The following is a 20,408-nucleotide window of genomic DNA, read 5'->3' on the forward strand; positions in this document are numbered from 1 at the left end:
CAATAAAACCGCATCCTAGCAGATGCGGTTTTTTGATTTATAGATAAACTTTTTGAGTTGAGGCTCAGGAGCAGTCAGTCTTTATTAAATAGTAGAAAACTAATAAAACAACAAAAGGAACTGGGCATGTTACGTTCCCAATTCCTTTTGTTGTTTGACACTGATTACTGTATAGCTCCAGCTCCTAGCCCTTCGAGGTCGCTTCGGTCCAATGATGAAGTCATCTGGACCTCCCTTTTCTTAACAAGTTTAGACTGCCAAGGGGCTATTTTTTCTAAGAGATAAAAAGATATAAGGGGCTGTTCTTATTGCCCATCATCATCATCTTCTGAGCCACCACCTTCGTCTGTAGGAGGCGCTGGCGGTTCACTTGGTTCAGCAGGTGGATCGGCCGGTGGTTCAGCAGGTTCTCCATCTGCTGGTTTATCTTCTTTTTCTGGTTTAGGTTTTTCCTTCGGTTTTTCTTCTTTAGGTTTTTCAGCTACAGGTTTCTGTCCTAACTCAATAATATTAGAAGGGGCAGATTCCTTGCCAGCAATATCAACAGCTGTTACATAAAAGGAGCCGTCGCCTGCCTTATAGGTTAAGGCTGCATCCCCTTTGATGCTGGCTACCTTTTTATCACCGTTGTAAACCCGGTAGCCTACAATATCTTTTTCTGAATGGGCAGACCATGTGATTGTGCCTTTAGATTCTTTTATATTTAGAACAGCAGGTTTTTTACCGTTTTCTTCTAACTTTGAATCTGCAACAAGTATTTTCGCCCATGATTCTGATTTTGGCAGCAGCTGTTCAGGATTTCGAATCTTATGTCCCAGCAGGCTTTCCATATATTCAGGATTTAAAATTACCCCAGATTCAGCGAATTCTGATGGAGTGGAGTCAAGCGCCAAGTATCTTTTTTCCCCAACCCATACAAACTTGCTTTCAACAAGGCTGTCATCCACCTTTGTAGGAACATGCTTAGCATTAAATAGATCGGTTCTTACGAGACCAGCTTCATTACATGCCTTTGATGGCAGTAAGCCGGAGACGGCGCAATATGACCTTTTCACGATCCCGCCTGGCATTTTAAAACGTTCTTCAGGGTCGACCAGTTCTGGAGCAACATCATACGCTGCGTTCATGAGTGCCGCCCACAGATTGATGTTTCGGGTTGAGTTGCCATCATCCAAAGGCTTAGGAGTATCATATCCCATCCAGGTACCAAACGAGACATTTGGATTTGTTGCAACGAACCATACATCCTGGAAGTTGTGTCCGGTACCAGTTTTACCAGCCCAATCCGAACCAAACTTTAACCGGTTCCGTAGAGAGGAGGCAGTTCCGCTATTAATGACATCTCTCATCATATCAATGGATAAATAAGCTGTTTGCGGACTGAATACCTCAACAGGCTCGCTTTTATGTTCAAAAACAACATTTCCGTCTTTGTCGACAATCTTATCAATCATATAAGCATCAACAAATTTTCCATCGTTTGCAAAGGTACCAAACGCGTTGACATTTTCTTCGACCGTGACTCCTTTTTCTAATGAACCAATAGAAGTGGAACGATTAGTATAGTCAGGGCTTAACAAAGTTGAAAAGCCCATCTTTTCAAGATATTGAGCAGGAGTCTGGTCGAGAATATTTTTATAGGCGATAACCGCAGGAACGTTATGCGACTTTTCCAGAGCATTCCGCACTGAAGTTAGACCTGTATAGTTTCTTGAGTAATTATGAGGCCATACGTCATTACTACCAGGTTTTAGCCTTGCTTCTACATCAGGTAAAACTGTACCAGGGGAAAGACGTCCAAGTTCCATGGCAGGAGCATACACCAATAAAGGTTTCATGGTCGACCCATTAGGGCGAGGTGCACCGGTTGCGTGATTGACCTGTTCTTTATCGAAATCTCTTCCGCCAAGGAAACTGATGATCTTTCCAGTTTTGTTCTCAATTAAAATGGCACCAGCTTCAACCTGCTCCATTTTAGTTTTCTCTTCTCCAGTCTCAGGGTCAATATACTTTTGGGGCTTATCCCGCCCATAGTCTTTATACTCATCTTCGACCTTTTGGAAAATATCGTAAATCTTCTTGTTAATGGTCGTATGAATTTTATAGCCATTCTGACGCAGATTCCGATTTGCCAGAGTCAAATATTCAGCTCTAAGGTTTTCATCTGTGGCTAAATCGTCTTCTTCATAACCGTCATTTTTAGCTAGAATCTTTGCTAGAATATCAACGGACCGCTTCTCTATTTCAACAGTTAAGTACGGATATTCTTCAAAAGTGTCATCATTATTTTTTTCAGTAAAGTCCTTCGTAATATCATAGGCTAGCGCCTCTTTATATTCATGTTCCTCAATAAAGCCGCCAGTGTACATCCGGTTAAGGACTGTTTTCATACGATCTAGTCCTGGGCGGAGGCCTTCTTCAGTTTTCCTTTCCCCTGTTTGAGTAAATGGGGTATATCCGAATGGGCTTTGAGGAAGCCCTGCGATATAGGCAGCCTGAGGCAGAGTAAGATCCTTTGCGTCAACACCGAAAATCCCATTGGCGGCTGTCTCGACACCTGCAATGTTTCTTCCTGCTGAATTTCTGCCGAAAGTCGATACGTTTAAGTAAGCTTCAAGTATTTCTTTTTTATCAAAAAATTTCTCAAGGCGCAGGGCAAGCAGTATTTCTTTTGCTTTTCTTTCAAAAGAAATTTCATTCGTTAGTATTTGGTTCTTAATGAGCTGCTGAGTTAGCGTGCTTCCGCCTGTTTGGGTCGCGGAGTTTGTTACTTCTTGTAAGACTGCACGCATTATTGCTTTCGGGACAACACCATCATGCTGATAGAAGTATTCATCCTCTGTAGCAATTAGTGCATTAATCACATGTTCTGATACGTCCTCAAGCTTTACCTCTTCACGGTATAAGTCAGTTCTAAGTTTCCCTAGGTAAACTTCATCAGAAAAATAGACTTCAGATGTAGCTTCATAGTTGTATATATCTTTTTGCATACTTTCATATGTGCGAATTGGTTCCTCTTTTACTAGTGAAGCAAAATAACCGGCACCTACACCCCCGGCAAATGCGGCTCCAAGGACAGTAATAATCACAAATAATAATAGCAAATTCCAAACAACCGAGTAAGTTACCCTGGCACCTTTTACTGTTCGCTTATTTGTAAAAAGGGCAGACCAGGATTTAAGGCGGTCCTTCCATGCATTTCGTTTATTCTGATTCATTCTATCAATCCCCCTAAAACACATTAATTATAGCATAAACCAGATTTATAATAGGGAATGGATACACAAATTTCTTGTATTTACCTATTTGATTTGACATTATTCCTGTTTTTGTGGTAAAAAAACTATAGTTAACTTAATACATAAGCATTGACGGGAATTCAGTAGTGCTTCTATCCCTGTATCCAGAAAGCCGGCGGCTGCTGTGAGCCGGTACAAATAGAAGGACGAATTACCTCCCTGAGCTGCCACTGTGAAATTCAATTTGCACTGGCCGGTAAAACCGTTAAAATTTCGAGTGGAAGACATTTATGTTTTCAAGCTGGGTGGTAACGCGCGATAAGCGCCCCTGCATATAATGCGGGGGCGTTTTTTTAATTTTAAAAAACAGGAGGAATAGGGATGGAATTATTAAATGAGCTTCAATGGCGAGGGGTCGTCTATCAGCAGACAGATGAAGAGGGAATTCAGGAAACCCTGAAAAAGGAAAGTATCGGTATTTATTGTGGGGTAGACCCAACAGCAGACAGTATGCATATTGGCCATCTGCTGCCTTTTCTTACGCTGCGCCGATTCCAAAACGAGGGGCATCGTCCTATTGTCCTTGTGGGCGGAGCAACGGGACTTATTGGCGATCCTAGCGGCAAGAAAGAAGAGCGAAAACTGCAAACTCTTGAATCCATCCAACATAATGTAAGGAGTATTCAAGGACAGTTAGAGTCCATCTTTGATTTTGAAGGAGACAATGGGGCTGTTTTAGTCAATAACTATGATTGGGCAGGCAGTATGGATCTTGTGACGTTTCTTAGGGACTATGGGAAACATATCGGGGTTAATTATATGCTGGCAAAGGATACGATTGCTTCCAGGCTTGATACCGGCATTTCTTTTACGGAATTCACCTACACGATTATCCAGGCAATGGACTTCAATCATTTGTACGCACATTATAACTGCAAGATGCAGATTGGCGGCAGCGACCAGTGGGGGAATATTACGACAGGGCTTGAGCTGATAAGAAAAATGCAGCCTGAGGGAGCCAAGGCGTTCGGATTAACGATTCCACTTGTTACTAAAGCAGATGGTACAAAGTTTGGCAAAACAGAAAGTGGTGCTATCTGGCTTGACCCGGAAAAGACATCTCCATATGAGTTTTACCAGTTTTGGATTAATACAGCGGATGCAGATGTCATTAAATATTTGAAATTTTTCACCTTCCTTTCAAAAGAAGAAATTGAAGATCTTGAAGAGTCAGTTGAGAAAGAACCACATTTACGAAAGGCGCAAAAAGCACTAGGTGAGGAGTTAACGCGGATGATCCATGGTCAGAAGGCTCTTGACCAGGCTGTCAGAATATCTTCAGCGCTATTTAGCGGTGATGTAAAAGAGTTGACCGCAACTGAAATCAAGCAAGGATTCAAAGATGTGCCGACCTTCGAATTTCCGGCCGATCAGGAATTAAACCTTGTTGAGCTGCTGGTCGATTCAAAAATCAGTCCTTCCAAACGCCAGGCCCGGGAAGACATCGGAAATGGTGCAATCTACATAAATGGAGACCGTGTTACTGATGCGAATTATGTACTTTTAGAAAAAGATCGGATAGAAGGACAGTTTACAATAATCCGCCGTGGAAAGAAAAAATATTACTTAATAAAGTATTAACAAAAGCAAAAGCGCCTCGTCAGCTGCGGCTACCTCAAGCCTGACTGAATGAAGGCGCTTTTTACTTGCGTGGAAATAGGCTGAACTGCTGAAACTTGTATAGCCTGATTTCGTCTAATAGGGAAAAAGGCAATGGGGGAGTATTTAGTGAGAACAGCTGCTCATGTTATGTTTATTTTACTTTTTCTGCTGGTCGGATTTTTTGGACTTGGCCCCGTGTTGTTGGCAGATGGTATCAGAGAGGAAAGACTTTTTACAGCGTTTGTTGTTATGGTTTTGTATATGTTTTTATTATTTTTATATTGGCTCATCCTTAAAAGATTAGGACCTAAATAACTATTTATACACAAAAACCCCCTATCCGTAAAAGTGGATAGGGGGTTTTTGAACTAATATTAACGAGAGTAGAACTCAACAATAAGTGCTTCGTTAATTTCAGCTGGAAGTTCAGCACGCTCAGGAAGGCGTGTGAAAGTTCCCTCAAGCTTGTCAGCATCAAAAGTTAAGAAATCAGGAACGAAGTTGCTTACTTCGATTGATTCTTTAACGATGTCAAGGTTGCGAGATTTTTCACGAATTCCGATTGTTTGGCCAGGAAGAACGCGGAATGATGGGATGTCAACGCGAGCTCCATTAACTGTGATGTGGCCATGGTTAACTAACTGGCGAGCTTGACGACGAGTGCGTGCAAGTCCTAAACGGTAAACCACGTTGTCTAAACGAGATTCTAGAAGCGCCATGAAGTTTTCACCATGAACACCAGTGATTTTGCCTGCTTTATCAAATAAGTTGCGGAATTGACGCTCAGTCACTCCGTACATATGACGAAGCTTTTGCTTCTCCTGTAATTGCAATCCGTATTCAGAAAGCTTTTTGCGTTGGTTTGGACCATGTTGTCCAGGTGCATAAGGACGCTTTTCAAGTTCTTTTCCAGTTCCGCTAAGAGAAATTCCAAGGCGGCGGGAAAGTTTCCAGCTTGGGCCAGTATATCGAGCCATAATTGACTCCTCCTTGTGTTTTTATTTTGGTAAAATAAAAACAGTAGTGAAACAACAATCATGTCCATTTTGTTTTCATGTACCTTCGCCCTAGCAGCAGAGGGTTACACAGTACCCCATCATCAGAAGCAGAAGCCAGATAATTTCTCTAACTTCACGAAACTTAATCTAATTGAGGAACAAAATGGTGCATTAAGGTGCACACACAGGCTGCAATATTTTACACAAAGAATATTATATAATTTTATAGTGCATAAAGTCAATAGTATTTCTAAATGTATGCACGATAACGGCATTAATCCGTGAGGGGATCTTTATAATTGCCCCGTTACATTTGTGATAAATAGGCTTTAGAAAAAAAAGATCGGAAAATAATCATAATATTCGCCCGCTTTCAAAGTATTTTTAGTAAAATATATATATATGAAAAAACAGGCCTTTTTAAAGAGTGTAGCAGTGGAAATATGTATGTAAATTGGGTGAATTATTAATGGAAGAAACCAAGGAACGGCAAGTGATAACAGCACTGAAAAGCAGGCTATTAGATATTATCGAGCTTGACCCGGATCAAAAGGTTAGTTGCGGACAGCTTCTTCAGAACTTTCTTAGTTCCATTCAAGCAACATTAAATGCAAAGTCAGCCGACTTGTACGGATTCAGACCCTTAGAAGAAACGTGCTTCCTTGAAGCTACTTTAACAGCCTCTAAAGAAAATGAGGATTATTTCGTTTCGGGACTTTCAACTGAGTTACTTTATTGTGCAGAAAAGGAAAAGAAGGCTTTTCTTAAAACAGTCACTTTTCCTGAACATAAAAAGTATGACTTTGTCTTGTTTTTAAGGAATGGCGGGGAAAATCTTGGGGCTGTCGCGATACAATTATGTACCTCTATTGAAGTGATCCAATATAGTGACGCCTTTTTAGAAGAACTTGCAGAGGTATGCTCCAAATTTATCAGCCGAATGAGAAACCTTTACAGGGTTATCACGGAAGAGCAAAGATACAGACAGCTTTTCAGAGTGACCGAAAAATTCCACTCTTCCATGAATGTAGAAGATGTCCTGGAAGAGATTATCGATACACTTAAAGAGGTTTATCCGACTTTTGAGTATTATCTGCTGCTATCTCAAGACCGTAATGAAAATTGTAGTTTGCCTATAAAAGATCTGGATTATGACAGTGATAATACTGCAGCAGTAAAAGCATATGCCAGCGGAAGTCTTCAGTTTGAAGATTTTGATGAGACGAATTCTATTCTTTATGCCCCTTTAAAAGGGAAGCAAGGGATTTATGGTGTGCTTCAAGTTATTGCACCTGATAGGCTGCCTTTTCCAGAATACGAAACAGAATTTATCATGCTCTTGGCCAGCACAGGGGGATCGGCCCTGGAAAATGCTAGTCTTTATCAACAGGCACGCCGCTTAAATGCTGATCTGAAATTAATAAATGAAACATCACACCGCTTAAACTCAAATCTAAGGCTAAATGAAGCGATGTCCTATATGTGTGAACAGGTCATTACGTCACTCCGTGCTGAAGAGGTTGGGTTTGTTGTTCCAGGAGAAAACAACAGGTTTATAGTCCTTGAGGGCAGCCCTTTTTTCTTAACACCGGAAGCAGATCAATACATTCAGTTATTTGGAAGTCAAATTCAAAGTGCAAAAGAACCATTATTTATGAGCGATTTTTCGTTGAAGCCTGATTTCCCTGGAGTGTACCGCTCTGCAATGGGGGTCCCTATGATTCAAAATGATAGCTTATCAGCCTTTGCTCTAGTGTTGCATAAAAATCCCTACCACTTCACTTTTGAGACGTTTAAGCTAATGCAATCACTCATCCATCACTATACACTGGCATTTACAAACTCTATGCTTAGAGAAGAATTGGAACAAATGGTAATCACTGATCATTTAACTAAGCTATGTTCTAGAAACTATCTAGATGAAAAAATGAGCCTGTCTATGATTGAAGACCAATTTGGCTCATTTATACTTATTGATATTGACAATTTTAAGGCTGTGAATGATACATACGGCCATCAGGTTGGTGATGAAGTTCTTGTTCAGGTGGCAAATCTAATTAAGAACAACATTCGTGGGTCAGATATTGGATCCAGGTGGGGAGGAGAAGAAATGGCAATTTATTTGCCTGGTGCTCCACTTGATACAGGTATGAAAATTGCAAATCGGCTCGCTGAAAGAGTGGAACGATGGACTAAACCTTCCGTTACGATCTCATGCGGGGTTTCGTGGTGGCATAAGGAAGATACGGATAATCTTTTGAGCTTATTCAGAAGGGCTGATCAAGCCTTATATTTAGCCAAAGAATCGGGGAAGAACAAAGTCATTATACAAAGCGGAGAACATAAAGGGTTTTTTAGCACTCAATGATGAGACTTAAGACTGAAGACACACTCAATGTCTCAGTCTTTTTTGTTGGGGTTTTCTCACATTTAGCAGGCATAAAAATTATTTTATACTTGAATTATCGAGAAACAAGTATGACGAGGAGTTGCGTGCAAATGATTGTATCATAAGTTTACGTTCATCTTTTCTTATTACTCAAAAGAATCCAAATGGTTATAGATTACATATCCTTTTACTAAACAGGGTAAATAGGATAAAATGTAAGCGGTTGCAAAATAGGAGGGTTAAGAATGAAAAATAAAAGGTTTGAAACTGATGTAATACACCATGGCTATAGTTCTGAGGAGCATAAAGGAAGTTTAGCTCCCCCGTTATTTCAGACTTCTACCTTTACTTTTGAGTCTGCTGAACAAGGTGAGGCGAGGTTTGCCGGTACAGCAGATGGGTATATTTATTCACGCTTAGGAAATCCAACTGTCCGAGTTCTCGAAGAGAGAATAGCGGTTCTGGAAAAAGGAGAAAAAGGATTAGCTTTTGGTTCAGGAATGGCGGCTGTTTCATCCGTTCTTTTTGCTTTAACGAAGTCGGGTGACCACATTCTTTGTTCGCAGGGTGTTTATGGCTGTACATTTGGTCTTCTTCAAATGATGGAGGAAAAATTCGGAATTTCACATGATTTTATACAAATGACTAGTAAAGAGGAAGTTTTGGATTCAATTCGTCCTGAAACAGCCTGTATTTATATAGAAACACCTATTAATCCAACGATGAGATTAGTAGATTTAAAGATGATAGCAGAGGCAGGAAAAGAAAAGGGGATCCCGGTTATTGTCGATAATACCTTTTGTTCTCCTTATTTGCAGAATCCGCTGGAATTCGGCTGCGATATTGTTGTCCATAGTGCGACAAAATATATTTGTGGGCATGGAGATGTCATTGCAGGCCTAGCAGTAGGGAAAAAAGAGGTAATGGATAAAGTTGCGAGCACAACCTTGAAAGACATCGGGGGAATTATTTCACCTTTTGATGCGTGGCTCCTGCTCAGGGGGCTGAAAACCCTTCCGGTCAGAATGGATCGTCATTGTGAAAATGCCGGGAAGCTTGCTGCCTATTTAAAAGAACATGAGCTGGTGGAGGAAGTATTTTATCCGGGGGATGAACAGTCGCCGGATTTTCAGATTGCCACAAAGCAAATGCGTAAGCCAGGCGGACTGATATCATTTACGATTAAAGGCACGAAACAAAAGTCTCAGCAATTTATGAATGGGTTGAAGTTAATAAAAATAGCTGTCAGTCTCGGTGATGCTGAAACACTTATTCAACATCCGGCTACAATGACACATGCAGTAGTGCCTGAAAAATCCAGATTAGAAATGGGGATTCCCGATAATTTGTTAAGGCTTTCGGTTGGACTAGAATCATGGGAAGATTTAAGAGATGATCTTGAAATGGCTTTCACCCGCATCAATACATGACTCAAGAGGGTGGGAATAAAAAAGAAATGAGGCAAATGAGTGGATATCTCATTTGCCTCATTTAAAAAAGATGACCTTTCAGTTCTAGCCTCTATACATGTCCATCAGTACTTGGACAAATTCTTCAAGGTATTTTTGATCTTCCTCATCAAAACGATTCTTTTCAGGAGAATCGATATCCAGCACGCCAATTAATTCTCCATCCTTAACCATAGGGATAACGATTTCAGATTGTGAAGCAGCGTCGCATGCAATATGTCCAGGAAATAAATGGACATCCTCAACTCGAACAGTTTCTCTTGTTGCTGCAGCAGTTCCACAAACGCCTTTGCCTAAAGGAATACGTACACAAGCGGGAAGACCTTGAAACGGTCCTAAAACAAGCTGATCTTCATCCATTAAATAAAATCCAACCCAGTTAGTCCGGTCTAAGAACTGGTTAAGCAGAGAGGAAGCATTGCTGAGGTTTGCAATTTCATTATTTTCACCATCAAGGAGTGCTTTTAGCTGCTGAAGAAGCAAACGGTAGTTTTCCTGACGGGTTCCGCTGTACATTTCGACGTTAAACATTCTATTTCCCCCTTTTATTTTTAAATTTATAATTCATTCTATCAAATTAACCCGGAAAAGAGGAGAATTTGTCGTTATTTTTATAGAGGAGTTAACAAGGTCTTTCGAGAATGAGTTAAAGAGTAAAAATAATGGACAGATAGGAGGGGACGCAGGTGGTAAAGGTACCAAGGGGCCCAACTAGAGATGTGATCGTTAAGGCGGCAATCTCTCTTTTTAACACTAAAGGATACGACGGGACCTCTATCCGCGATATAGCAGCCGAAGCTAAGGTTAATGCTGCTAATATTGCCTACTATTTTCGGAACAAGCAAGGGCTGTTGGAGTATTGCCTTACATCTTTCTACGAGATATACATAGAGGAACTGGAAAAAGGCTATTCTTTGCTGGACAAGGGTGCTGAGTTCTGTCTTAAGAATATAGTTGAACGGCTTTTAAGGTATCAGTGTGAACATCCCCAGCTTACCCGCCTGATATTGAGAGAAATGTCAATCGATTCTCAAATGGTCCGTGAAATTATGTCGACTTATCTAGTTAAAGAAAGATACTATTTCCGTAAAGTTCTTGAAAAAGGAATAGAAGCAAATGAGTTTCGTCGTCATTCAGTCCCATATTCAATTCTTCAAATTAAAGGTCTTCTATCCATGCCATTTTTAAATACTCAATATGTCTCTGAGGTCCTATATGTTTTTCCGCATGAAAAGTACTTTGCCGACAAATACACCAGTGAAATTCACCGCTGGATTAACGCTGTTCTTTGCAAAGAACATAATGGGAACAGAGAGCATTTAATGCTGCTATAACAATAGCAAAACCGGCAGAGGCCGGTTTTTTTGTGTGTACTCATAATAGTACTAGTGCTTGATTATTAATTAAGGTGAATTATAGCTATAGTATTCAGCCTTTTTTAAAGCTTTGTAAAAGGAAGTTATTGAACTATGATGATGGGAGAGGAAGGCATGTACTTTTTGAAATCTACGGTATTTCCTCGTGCAGCGCTAGTCGATGCTGCTTATTTATATCCTCTCGGGTAACAAGACCAAGGGAATCCCCCAGGTCCTTTAAAGTGAATCTAAGACCCATTAAGAAATAGGACTATGCCTATCCCATAAGGATTTGCTCTAAACCTTGTCCGATCTCCTTCGCCTGATGTGCATCGGATCCATAAATCAAAGGTATCTTTAGCTTGCGGACTTCCTTAACAACCCAATCTGGCGGATAGGGTTCTTTACACAAAGGTTTTGCCGTTCCCGCTCCGTTATAATCGAGTTCGTATCCTTGTTCTTTTATTGTGTGTAAAATGTTTAGTACTGTAGGGTTGAAAACTACTGATGGTGGAAATTTTTTTTGGAACTTATGCACAAGGGTTATATGTCCGATCCGTTTTGGTTTATATGGCCCAAGGTCTGAGTTGATTGAAAGTAAAAGCGTTTCGTAATATTTCGTGTAAACATTATTGACTGAGCCATATTTGCGAACCATTTCTCCGAAGACAGACGGACTGTAATCCATACAGTGGTAAAAATCTGCCGATTTCAGGAAATGGACAGAGAGGATTGAATCATCCAGTCTAGGCCCGATCTCATTCAAGAAATCTCGAGTTTTATCCTCATACCCCTCTATAAAATCTATTTCTAGTCCCGCATGAATCTTAATCTGACCTTGATATTGCAGCTTAACCCTCGAAATCTCTGAGAGATAGTGTTCAAGATTATCCCAGCTCATTGCGCTGTCACGTGCAGGTGTTGGGTCAGTAAATCCATCTGGCAGAGGAGCATGTTCCGCAAAAGTAATCTCCTTAAACCCTTTTTTTATCGCCTGTTCTATGTATTGTTCAAAAGTATCTTTTGTGCCGTGAGGGCAAAAAGGAGAATGAATATGTCCATCTCTATCCAAATTTTCTCACTTCTTTCTAAGTTTTTTTTGCTCTAAAAATCAAATAGGAAGAAGAAATTCCCTATATTCCGTTAGTTTCCGATATTTTACTTAAAAAAAAAGAAAATAATAGTCAAAAAATGTCGTTTACATGGTATCATAAAAACATTGAAAATAACATTTTAAAAATAATAGAATCACTCCGAATTCTGTTCGAGACCTGGGGGATTATCATGGAATACATAATCGGTGCAATAGCATTGCTCTTAGGCCTGTTTTTAGCGGGCTATTTTTTGAAAAAAAGATATTTTAAAGATGTGGATCGTTTAGAGGCATGGAAAATCGATATTATGAATCGACCTGTTCTAGAGGAAATGTCAAAAGTGAAACAGCTGAATATGACGGGACAAACAGAGGAATTGTTTGATCGATGGCGTCAGGAATGGGACGAAATCGTTACAGTACAGGCTCCGGACGTAGAAGAGCTGTTGTTTGATGCAGAGGATTATATCGACAAATACCGTTTCAACAAAGGCAAGGAAGTTTTGGCAGCAATAGAAGAAAAACTTAATGAAATTGAAGATAATATAAAAAACATTCTTAATGAACTTAATGAGCTAGTCGGAAGCGAAGAAAAAAACCGAATCGAAATAGCCGAACTTAAGGAACTCTATCGAGAAAGCAAAAAAAACCTTTTGGCCCATCGCTTGAACTTTGGAACAGCGGAAAACACGCTTGAGGCACAATTGGACCTGGTAATGGAAAAGTTCAAGGCATTTGAATCTCATACAGAGAACGGAAACTACCTGGAAGCTCGGGAGGTTGTCTTAACAATACAGGCGGAGCTTGATTCAATTGCTTATAAAATGAACGTTATTCCTGAGCTCCTTTATGAATGCCATACAGGTATTCCTAACCAGCTTTCCATATTAAAAGATGGCTATAAGCAAATGATCGGTCAAAATTATGTGCTAAGCCATATCGAGCTTGAAATTGAAACAGAGCGAATTGAGGATTCATTGGCAGCTTATCTTGTCCAACTTGAAAACACAGAGGTTGATGATGTTAAGTTAGGCATCGAAGAAGTTAAGGAAAGCATAGATAACCTTTTAGATCTCCTTGAAAAAGAAGCTCATGCCATGCAATATGTTAAAAAACATAAAGATGGTGTAGAGGAGCTGCTGGAATCAGCAGCTGAAGAAAGCAGGCAGCTTAAGGAAGAAACGAAATTTGTTCAGCAGAGCTACCACCTTTCACAAAAAGAACTGACAGGCCTTGAGCAAGCAGAAAAGCGGCTTGATGAGTTATTAAGACAATATGATGTTTTAGCAGCGAAGATCTCAGAAAACGATACAGCCCAGAGCGTTCTTGAGGCAGAAGTTGCTATGATAAAAGATGAGTTAGATGCTGTGTTAATAGAACAAAAGAACTTCAAAGAAAAACTTAATGCTTTGCGAAAAGAGGAAATTGCAGCCCGGGAAAAAATTCATGAACTGACGAGAAAGGTTTCCGATTTAGGACGATTGGTTTCAAAAAATAATATTCCAGGATTATCACAAGAGTATCGGTACTTGATGAGCGACGCGCGGGAAAGTATGCAAAGCGTAGTGAACGAACTTGAACAAAAACCTCTTGATATCTCGGCGATTCAACAACATTTAGAGATTGCTGTAATGACGGTCGATAAGCTGACACGTTCCACAACAGATATCATTGAAAATGTAATGCTTGCTGAAAAAGTAATCCAATACGGCAACCGTTATCGGAGCCGATACCCTTCTGTAGCTAAAGGTCTATCACAAGCAGAGGATGCTTTTAGAAGTTATGACTACCGGGAAGCGCTTGAACAAGCTGCAACATCTATTGAAGAAGTAGAGCCTGGAGCGTTAAAAAAAATCGAAACTATGTTATCAGAACAACAATAAGTTATACACAAAGACAGGCCGTTGGCACGACGTATACGATTACCCATAATTTCCTAAACAAAAAGCCGTTGATTTCCATAGAAATCACGGCTTTTTTTCTATAACCATTGGTGTTTACTGCGAAAAGGCTATAGTACCTTTGATTTCCGCTGCCAATTGATATGTTAGTTACATCTTTAATAATATTATTTTTTTCTCTTTCTGAAATGAACCCGTTAAAATGTTTGCCTAGCTTTTTGATTTTTCTTAGATAATTGCTTTGCTTATCGGGAGTCTGTTTTCAACGATGCAAAGACATACCCGACTATAGCACCAGTGATGGCCGGAAATACCCAGCCAATTCCTTCTAGATAGAAGGGCAGGAAATGCATGGGACCGGTTATCATAGAAAACTCAATCCCTGCTGCCTTCAACCCGTCTAAAATACTAATGAATCCTGTTGGAATTAGAGCTCCTTTATAAACCCAAGAGCTGCCCTTAAACAGATCATGAAAAAAAGATAAACTAATGAGTACAATTGCCAGTGGGTATAAAGCAACTAATACAGGAACGGAAATAGAAATGAGTTTTGTCAGTCCAAAATTGGCGACGATCATGCTAAACACCGATAGAACGATGACGCTTGTTTTATAAGACAGTTTTGGAGACACTTTAGTTAAATACTTTGAAACGGACGAGATGAGCCCGACAGCAGTGGTCAAACAAGCAAATGAAATGGCAGCACCAAGTATAATAGTTCCGATTGGTCCAAAAAGATAGTTAGCTGAAGCCGATAAGATTGCCCCTCCGTTTGTCAGGGCGCCAACTGCCTTTATACTCGAAGCGCCAATATAGGCAAGGGATAAATATACGAGGCCTAATCCGACAGCAGCAATTACGCCAGCCATTAGACAAATCCTTGCTACAGCTTGGCGGTCGGTGACTCCCCGTTCGTTAATGGCCGATATAACAACAATACCAAATACAAGAGCTGCAAGTGTATCCATTGTTAGATAACCCTCAAGAAATCCAGCAAAAATAGGATTGTCTAAATAATTTCCCTTTGGATCCTGTGGCTCTCCCATCGGTGTGACGATTGCCTTTAAGATGAGCATGCCAATGATTGCAATTAAAATTGGAGTGAGGACTTTCCCTATTCGGTCAACAAGTTTGGCAGGATTCATTGATAGCCATGCAGTTAGGACGAAAAAGCCAATCGTAAAAATGATGAGTGAAAGCCTTTGGGTTCCATTTTCATCTAAAAATGGTGGTAGTCCCATTTCATAAGCTACAGTCCCCGTTCGTGGAATACCAAAGAACGGACCGATTGCCATATATAAAATCAAAGTAAAGACAGCTCCAAATATAGGAGAGACTCGTTTGGCTAAAGTCTGCAAATCACCAGCCCTGCCAATGGCAATAATGCCGAGCAACGGAAGACCTACCCCAGTCACTAAAAAGCCAAGGTATGCTTTCCAGACATTTGTTCCTGCTTCCTGGCCTAAATAGGGTGGAAAGATCATATTCCCTGCTCCGAAAAATAGGGCGAAAAGTGTTAAGCCAATCGTAGCTGTTTCTAAATTAGTTAGACTGCGTTTCATCTAAATCCCCCAATTAGAAATCTTCAAAAAGTACAAGATATAATAATAGCATATGTATTTATAAAATACCCGCTAGTTAAAAAAGTTGAAATTTTAAGATATCTCATGTAAGGAATACCTAACGAATTGATAAAAAAGCTACTGATTTTTTCATGGTAAAAAAAGTATAGGTTTTTCAAATTAACACTGTTATGGTAAGATTTACAGTTGGTAAACCGGTTTTTAAAAGAGGGAGAAAATCCATGATCTATTTTGATAATAGTGCTACTACCAAACCATATAGAGAAATATTAGATTCGTTTACAAAGGTTTCCTTAGATTACTTTGGAAACCCCTCTTCTCTGCACAACCTGGGGGTACAAGCGGAAAATTTATTAAGCAGGGCCAGAAACCAGACAGCAGAACTGCTAAATGTTAAGCCAGCTGAAATACTATTTACGTCCGGTGGAACAGAAAGCAATAATCTGGCCATTAAAGGAACTGCAATGAAATATAGAAGCAGAGGGAAACATATTATTACGACAAATATTGAGCATGCCTCCGTCTATGCTGCAATGGAGCAGTTGGCAGAACTAGGATTTGAGATCAGCTACGTTAAAGTGAATTCTAAAGGAATTATTGAACTTGAAAATCTGGAAAAGGCGATCAGACCTGATACCATTCTTGTTTCAGTCATCCATGTGAATAATGAAGTTGGCACGGTACAGCCGATTAAGGAAATAAGCAGGCTGCTGGAAGAACATCCCAAAGTAATGTTTCATGTAGATCATGTCCAAGGTGTGGCTAAGGTTCCTTTAGACCTTCACGATTGCAGGATTGATTTCTGCAGTTTTTCTGGCCATAAGTTCCATGGGTTAAAAGGTACCGGAGCCTTATACATGCGTGAGGGTGTATCAATCTCTCCACTGTTGTCTGGAGGGAGTCAAGAGCTCAGGGTCAGAAGCGGGACGGAAAATGTAGCCGGGATGGTAGCAATGTCCAAAGCTCTAAGATTTTCTTTAGAAAAGCATCAACAGCAGCTGCCTAACATGTTAAAAATACACGATTATTTGCGAAAAGAGCTTTCAAACATTACAGGGGTAACCATTCATACTCCCAACGAGCAAATCGCACCGCATATATTGAATTTCTCTGTAAAGGGATTTAAAGCAGAGGTCTTTGTTCATTTCTTGGAACAAAAAGGAATTTTTATTTCAACAACTAGTGCCTGTTCTTCTAAGAAAAAGGCAATAAGTAAAACGCTGCTCGCAATGGGTATACCAGACGAGGTAGCCGAAAGTGCGGTAAGGGTCAGTTTGTCTTATGAAAGTACGATGCAAGAAGCCGAAACTTTTATAGCTGCGGTTTCTATTGCAATAAAACAACTAGGAGAGGTAATGAAGTAAATGAATTATGATCGTATTTTAATTCGCTATGGAGAAATTTCTACCAAAGGAAGAAATAGAAGTAAATTTGTAGATAAACTTAGACTTAGCATTAAGCGGGTAATTGCTGATTTTCCTGCAGCTAAAATTGAGGCAGGCAGGGACAGAATGTATGTAATACTGAACGGTGAAAGTGCCGAAGATGTCATTGGCAGGCTGAGAAGCATTTTTGGTATTCAGTCCTTCAGTCCGGCAGTTAAGACAAAAAAGGATCTAGAAAGTATGAAAGCAGCAGCTCTTTCCCTTTTTAACAGACTTCATACCGAAGGCCAAACATTCAAGGTAACAGGGAAGAGAGCAGACAAGTCCTTTGAACTAGATACAAATGAAATTAATCATTTCTTTGGGGGATATTTATTGCAAAATGTTCCTAATTTAAAAGTTGATGTCAGAAATCCAGATATTAACTTGCAAATAGAAGTGAGAAAGGAAGCAGCCTATCTTTCAGCAGAGAATATTCGCGGTGCAGGAGGACTTCCGGTTGGTTCAAGCGGGAAAGCGATGCTCATGCTCTCCGGAGGAATTGACAGTCCTGTAGCTGGGTATCTGTCGATGAAAAGAGGGCTTGAGGTTGAGGCAGTCCATTTCCACAGCCCGCCTTTCACAAGCGAACGGGCAAAGCAAAAAGTAATCGATCTTTCCGAAAAGCTGGCATTTGTAGGTGGCTTTATGGCCTTGCATATTGTTCCCTTCACAGAGATACAACAAACGATTCATAAGCAGGTTCCTGAAAACTATACGATGACCACAACTAGGAGGATCATGCTGAGAATAACCGATGAGCTTAGGCGCAGACATGAAGGTCTGGCCATCATAACAGGCGAAAGCCTTGGCCAGGTTGCAAGCCAGACACTTGAAAGCATGTATACAATTAACGAAGTAACTAATACTCCGATTTTAAGGCCCTTAATTACGATGGATAAAACGGATATAATTGATCTAGCACTTCAGATTGAAACACATGAAATTTCAATTCGTCCTTATGAAGACTGCTGTACGGTGTTTGTGCCCGCATCTCCAAAAACCAAACCACGCCGTGAGAAAGTCCAGTATTATGAAAGCTTCACTGACTTTGAGCCATTGATTGAAAAAGCAGTCAATGAAACGGAGCTGCTTATTATAAAACCGGGAATGTCAAAAGAAAGCATTGAAGGAACTGATTTATTCTAACTTTTTTGTGAACAATTACCAACAATCCTTTTGTATGAAGCCATGTGATATTACACAATCTATACTCACAAGGAGGTGATATCACATGGCAAACAACAACAGCAACAACAGCAACCAGCTACTTGTTCAAGGAGCTCAACAAGCTATCGACCAAATGAAGTTCGAAATTGCTTCTGAGTTTGGTGTTAACCTTGGTGCAGATACTACTTCACGTGCTAACGGATCCGTTGGTGGTGAGATCACTAAGCGTTTAGTTTCTTTCGCTCAGCAGCAAATGAGCGGTCTACAAAGATAACAACAAAAACTAAAAAAGAATGGCTACTGGGAACGGGGGGTAACCTCCGTTCCTTTAATTTTTTGCTCACCTATAAATATTTTAATTTTCTGTCATGTTCAGCTATAATTATACTGTAGTAATTACAGAGGAGGACGCTGAATATGGAGAGAGAAAATCTGATTGCACCTGAAAAGTATAACTTGGTGTCGGAGGTAGAGCGTTTCACTGATGAGAGCAATAGGCTTGCCGTAATGTGGGAAAACGAGACCGGAGAACGCAGACAAATTACATATAAGCAATTGATGGAAGCTGTAAATAAAATTGGAAACGTTTTCTTGGACAGCGGATTAAAGAAAGGTGATGTAGTTTTAGTCATCGTTCCCCGTTTGATTGAGGCTTACCAAGTTTATTTAGCTGCCCTTAAAGCTGGATTGGTAGTAATACCCAGTTCAGAATTGTTAAGGTCAAAAGATCTTCAATATCGGATCACTCATGGTGAAGTTAAAGCAATAATCAGCTACTTTCCATACATCAGCCAGTTCTCTGACATAAAAGAAGCAGAACAGATTAAACGGTTCGTTGTAGGAAAAGAAGCTGAAGGCTGGCTGCACCTTGATAAAGAGATGGAGAAGGCATCTCCTGTTTTAATGTTATCTCCTACCTCAAGAGACGATATGGCATTTTTATCTTATACATCCGGTACCACAGGCAATCCAAAGGGAGTGGTTCATACCCATGGATGGGCATTCGCACATCTACGAACGGCTGCAGCAAACTGGCTCGGTATTGAAGATGGAGATACTGTATGGGCAACGGCTGGCCCTGGATGGCAGAAGTGGATCTGGAGCCCTTTTCTCTCAGTTTTAGGAACTGGTGCAACTGGCCTTGTATACAACGGGAAGTTTGAGCCAAAAAAATATTTGCAGCTTTTAGAGGACTACTCAGTAAATGTCCTTTGCTGTACTCCGACTGAATACAGATTAATGGCAAAGGTTGATAACCTTAATGACTATAGGCTTCCAAATCTCCATAGTGCGGTCTCAGCTGGTGAACCATTAAACAGGGAAGTTATTGAAACTTTTAAAAAGCATTTCAATGTGGATGTCAGGGATGGATACGGGCAAACAGAGAACACTCTTCTTGTCGGTGTAACCAAAGGGATGGAGTTAAAACCTGGCTCAATGGGAAAACCTACTCCAGGAAATCATGTAGACATTATTAATGAAAATGGTGAGTCATGCAAACCAGGTGAAATAGGGGATATAGCTGTTCATGCTGATACACCGGCATTGTTTAAAAATTACTTTAAAGATCCAGAACGAACAACGATGCAGTTCAGAGGGGATTTCTATATTACCGGTGATAAAGCAACGAAGGATGAAGATGGCTATTTTTGGTTTGAAGGCCGTGGAGACGATATAATTATCAGCTCAGGATATACAATTGGGCCATTTGAAGTAGAAGATGCTCTTGTTAAGCATCCTTATGTCAAAGAATGCGCCGTTGTGGGGAGTCCTGATGAAATACGAGGTCATATTGTCAAAGCGTTTGTTGTATTAAAAGAGGAAGTGGACAAAGATGATCCAGCATTGGTAAAAGCTTTGCAGGATCATGTGAAAAGCCTGACAGCACCCTATAAGTACCCTCGCAAAATTGTTTTTTTGCAGGAACTGCCTAAAACCACCTCAGGTAAAATCCGCAGAATTGAGCTTCGAAAACAAGAACTTGAAGGCATTAAAAAATAACTAAGTCTTGCAAAAGAAAAATACAGGCGAACGTAGCCTGTATTTTTTTGCGGGATTGCTTAACTGGACATCGAGTCAGCTGTTTTTTATACTAACAGGAATACACGACTCATAAGAAGGAGAA

At 40.2% G+C, this 20,408-nt stretch carries 15 protein-coding genes and 1 other annotated feature; of the genes, 10 read left to right on the plus strand and 5 right to left on the minus strand.

Features of this window, described 5'->3' with window-relative positions; translation table 11 throughout:
- Window positions 1-305 precede the first annotated feature (305 nt).
- The gene (locus tag HRJ06_RS04255) at window positions 306-3,218 is read right to left on the minus strand and encodes a transglycosylase domain-containing protein (RefSeq protein ID WP_174729439.1); all 2,913 of its coding nucleotides are present in this window, start codon (window positions 3,216-3,218) and stop codon (window positions 306-308) included.
- A 141-nt stretch (window positions 3,219-3,359) separates the two neighbouring features.
- Window positions 3,360-3,572, plus strand: a binding site (T-box leader).
- Window positions 3,573-3,620: 48 nt separating this feature from the next.
- Between HRJ06_RS04255 and tyrS the strand changes: the two genes are divergently transcribed.
- Entirely contained in the window at window positions 3,621-4,880 is a 1,260-nt protein-coding gene (gene tyrS, locus HRJ06_RS04260) for a tyrosine--tRNA ligase (RefSeq protein ID WP_174729441.1), read from the plus strand.
- A 147-nt stretch (window positions 4,881-5,027) separates the two neighbouring features.
- Window positions 5,028-5,216 carry a DUF6954 family protein gene (locus HRJ06_RS04265; protein WP_174729442.1) on the plus strand — a complete coding sequence of 63 codons (189 nt, stop codon included), beginning with the start codon at window positions 5,028-5,030 and terminating at the stop codon, window positions 5,214-5,216.
- Window positions 5,217-5,275: 59 nt separating this feature from the next.
- On the opposite strand, the gene rpsD is transcribed toward HRJ06_RS04265, so the two are convergent.
- Window positions 5,276-5,878 (minus strand): 30S ribosomal protein S4, encoded by a 603-nt coding sequence (gene rpsD, locus HRJ06_RS04270; protein ID WP_174729444.1) that lies wholly within the window; start codon window positions 5,876-5,878, stop codon window positions 5,276-5,278.
- Between the two features lie 490 nt (window positions 5,879-6,368).
- Here rpsD and HRJ06_RS04275 point away from each other — a divergent pair, with 490 nt between their 5' ends.
- Window positions 6,369-8,267 (plus strand): diguanylate cyclase, encoded by a 1,899-nt coding sequence (locus HRJ06_RS04275; protein WP_174729446.1) that lies wholly within the window; start codon window positions 6,369-6,371, stop codon window positions 8,265-8,267.
- 266 nt (window positions 8,268-8,533) lie between these two features.
- On the plus strand, window positions 8,534-9,718 hold the full coding sequence (gene megL / locus HRJ06_RS04280; RefSeq protein WP_174729448.1) for a methionine gamma-lyase: 1,185 nt from the start codon (window positions 8,534-8,536) through the stop codon (window positions 9,716-9,718).
- 84 nt (window positions 9,719-9,802) lie between these two features.
- On the opposite strand, the gene HRJ06_RS04285 is transcribed toward megL, so the two are convergent.
- Complete coding sequence (locus HRJ06_RS04285; protein ID WP_174729450.1) at window positions 9,803-10,288, minus strand: GAF domain-containing protein; 486 nt, start codon at window positions 10,286-10,288, stop codon at window positions 9,803-9,805.
- 155 nt (window positions 10,289-10,443) lie between these two features.
- On the opposite strand from HRJ06_RS04285, the gene refZ reads away from it, so the two are divergent.
- Window positions 10,444-11,091, plus strand: coding sequence for a forespore capture DNA-binding protein RefZ (refZ, locus tag HRJ06_RS04290; protein ID WP_174729453.1), 648 nt, complete (start codon window positions 10,444-10,446; stop codon window positions 11,089-11,091).
- Between the two features lie 298 nt (window positions 11,092-11,389).
- Here refZ and hisJ read toward each other — a convergent pair whose 3' ends face one another.
- The gene (gene hisJ, locus HRJ06_RS04295; protein WP_174729455.1) at window positions 11,390-12,184 is read right to left on the minus strand and encodes a histidinol-phosphatase HisJ; all 795 of its coding nucleotides are present in this window, start codon (window positions 12,182-12,184) and stop codon (window positions 11,390-11,392) included.
- Window positions 12,185-12,396: 212 nt separating this feature from the next.
- On the opposite strand from hisJ, the gene ezrA reads away from it, so the two are divergent.
- Entirely contained in the window at window positions 12,397-14,088 is a 1,692-nt protein-coding gene (ezrA, locus tag HRJ06_RS04300; RefSeq protein ID WP_174729459.1) for a septation ring formation regulator EzrA, read from the plus strand.
- A gap of 263 nt (window positions 14,089-14,351) precedes the next feature.
- Here ezrA and brnQ read toward each other — a convergent pair whose 3' ends face one another.
- Window positions 14,352-15,668: a branched-chain amino acid transport system II carrier protein gene (gene brnQ / locus HRJ06_RS04305; protein ID WP_174729461.1), complete on the minus strand. Its 1,317-nt coding sequence runs from the start codon at window positions 15,666-15,668 to the stop codon at window positions 14,352-14,354.
- A 242-nt stretch (window positions 15,669-15,910) separates the two neighbouring features.
- On the opposite strand from brnQ, the gene HRJ06_RS04310 reads away from it, so the two are divergent.
- From HRJ06_RS04310 to mbcS, 4 genes are all read left to right on the plus strand, one after another.
- The gene (locus HRJ06_RS04310; RefSeq protein ID WP_174729462.1) at window positions 15,911-17,053 is read left to right on the plus strand and encodes a cysteine desulfurase family protein; all 1,143 of its coding nucleotides are present in this window, start codon (window positions 15,911-15,913) and stop codon (window positions 17,051-17,053) included.
- Window positions 17,054-18,262, plus strand: a complete 1,209-nt coding sequence (thiI, locus tag HRJ06_RS04315) for a tRNA uracil 4-sulfurtransferase ThiI (protein WP_174729465.1) — start codon at window positions 17,054-17,056, stop codon at window positions 18,260-18,262.
- Window positions 18,263-18,347: 85 nt separating this feature from the next.
- Window positions 18,348-18,557, plus strand: a complete 210-nt coding sequence (locus tag HRJ06_RS04320) for an alpha/beta-type small acid-soluble spore protein (protein WP_174729468.1) — start codon at window positions 18,348-18,350, stop codon at window positions 18,555-18,557.
- Window positions 18,558-18,700: 143 nt separating this feature from the next.
- Window positions 18,701-20,284, plus strand: coding sequence for an acyl-CoA synthetase MbcS (mbcS, locus tag HRJ06_RS04325; RefSeq protein WP_174729471.1), 1,584 nt, complete (start codon window positions 18,701-18,703; stop codon window positions 20,282-20,284).
- The last annotated feature ends 124 nt before the right edge of the window (window positions 20,285-20,408 follow it).

This window comes from Mesobacillus harenae (assembly GCF_013343715.1).
GTDB classification, from domain to species: Bacteria; Bacillota; Bacilli; order Bacillales; family Cytobacillaceae; genus Mesobacillus_A; species Mesobacillus_A harenae.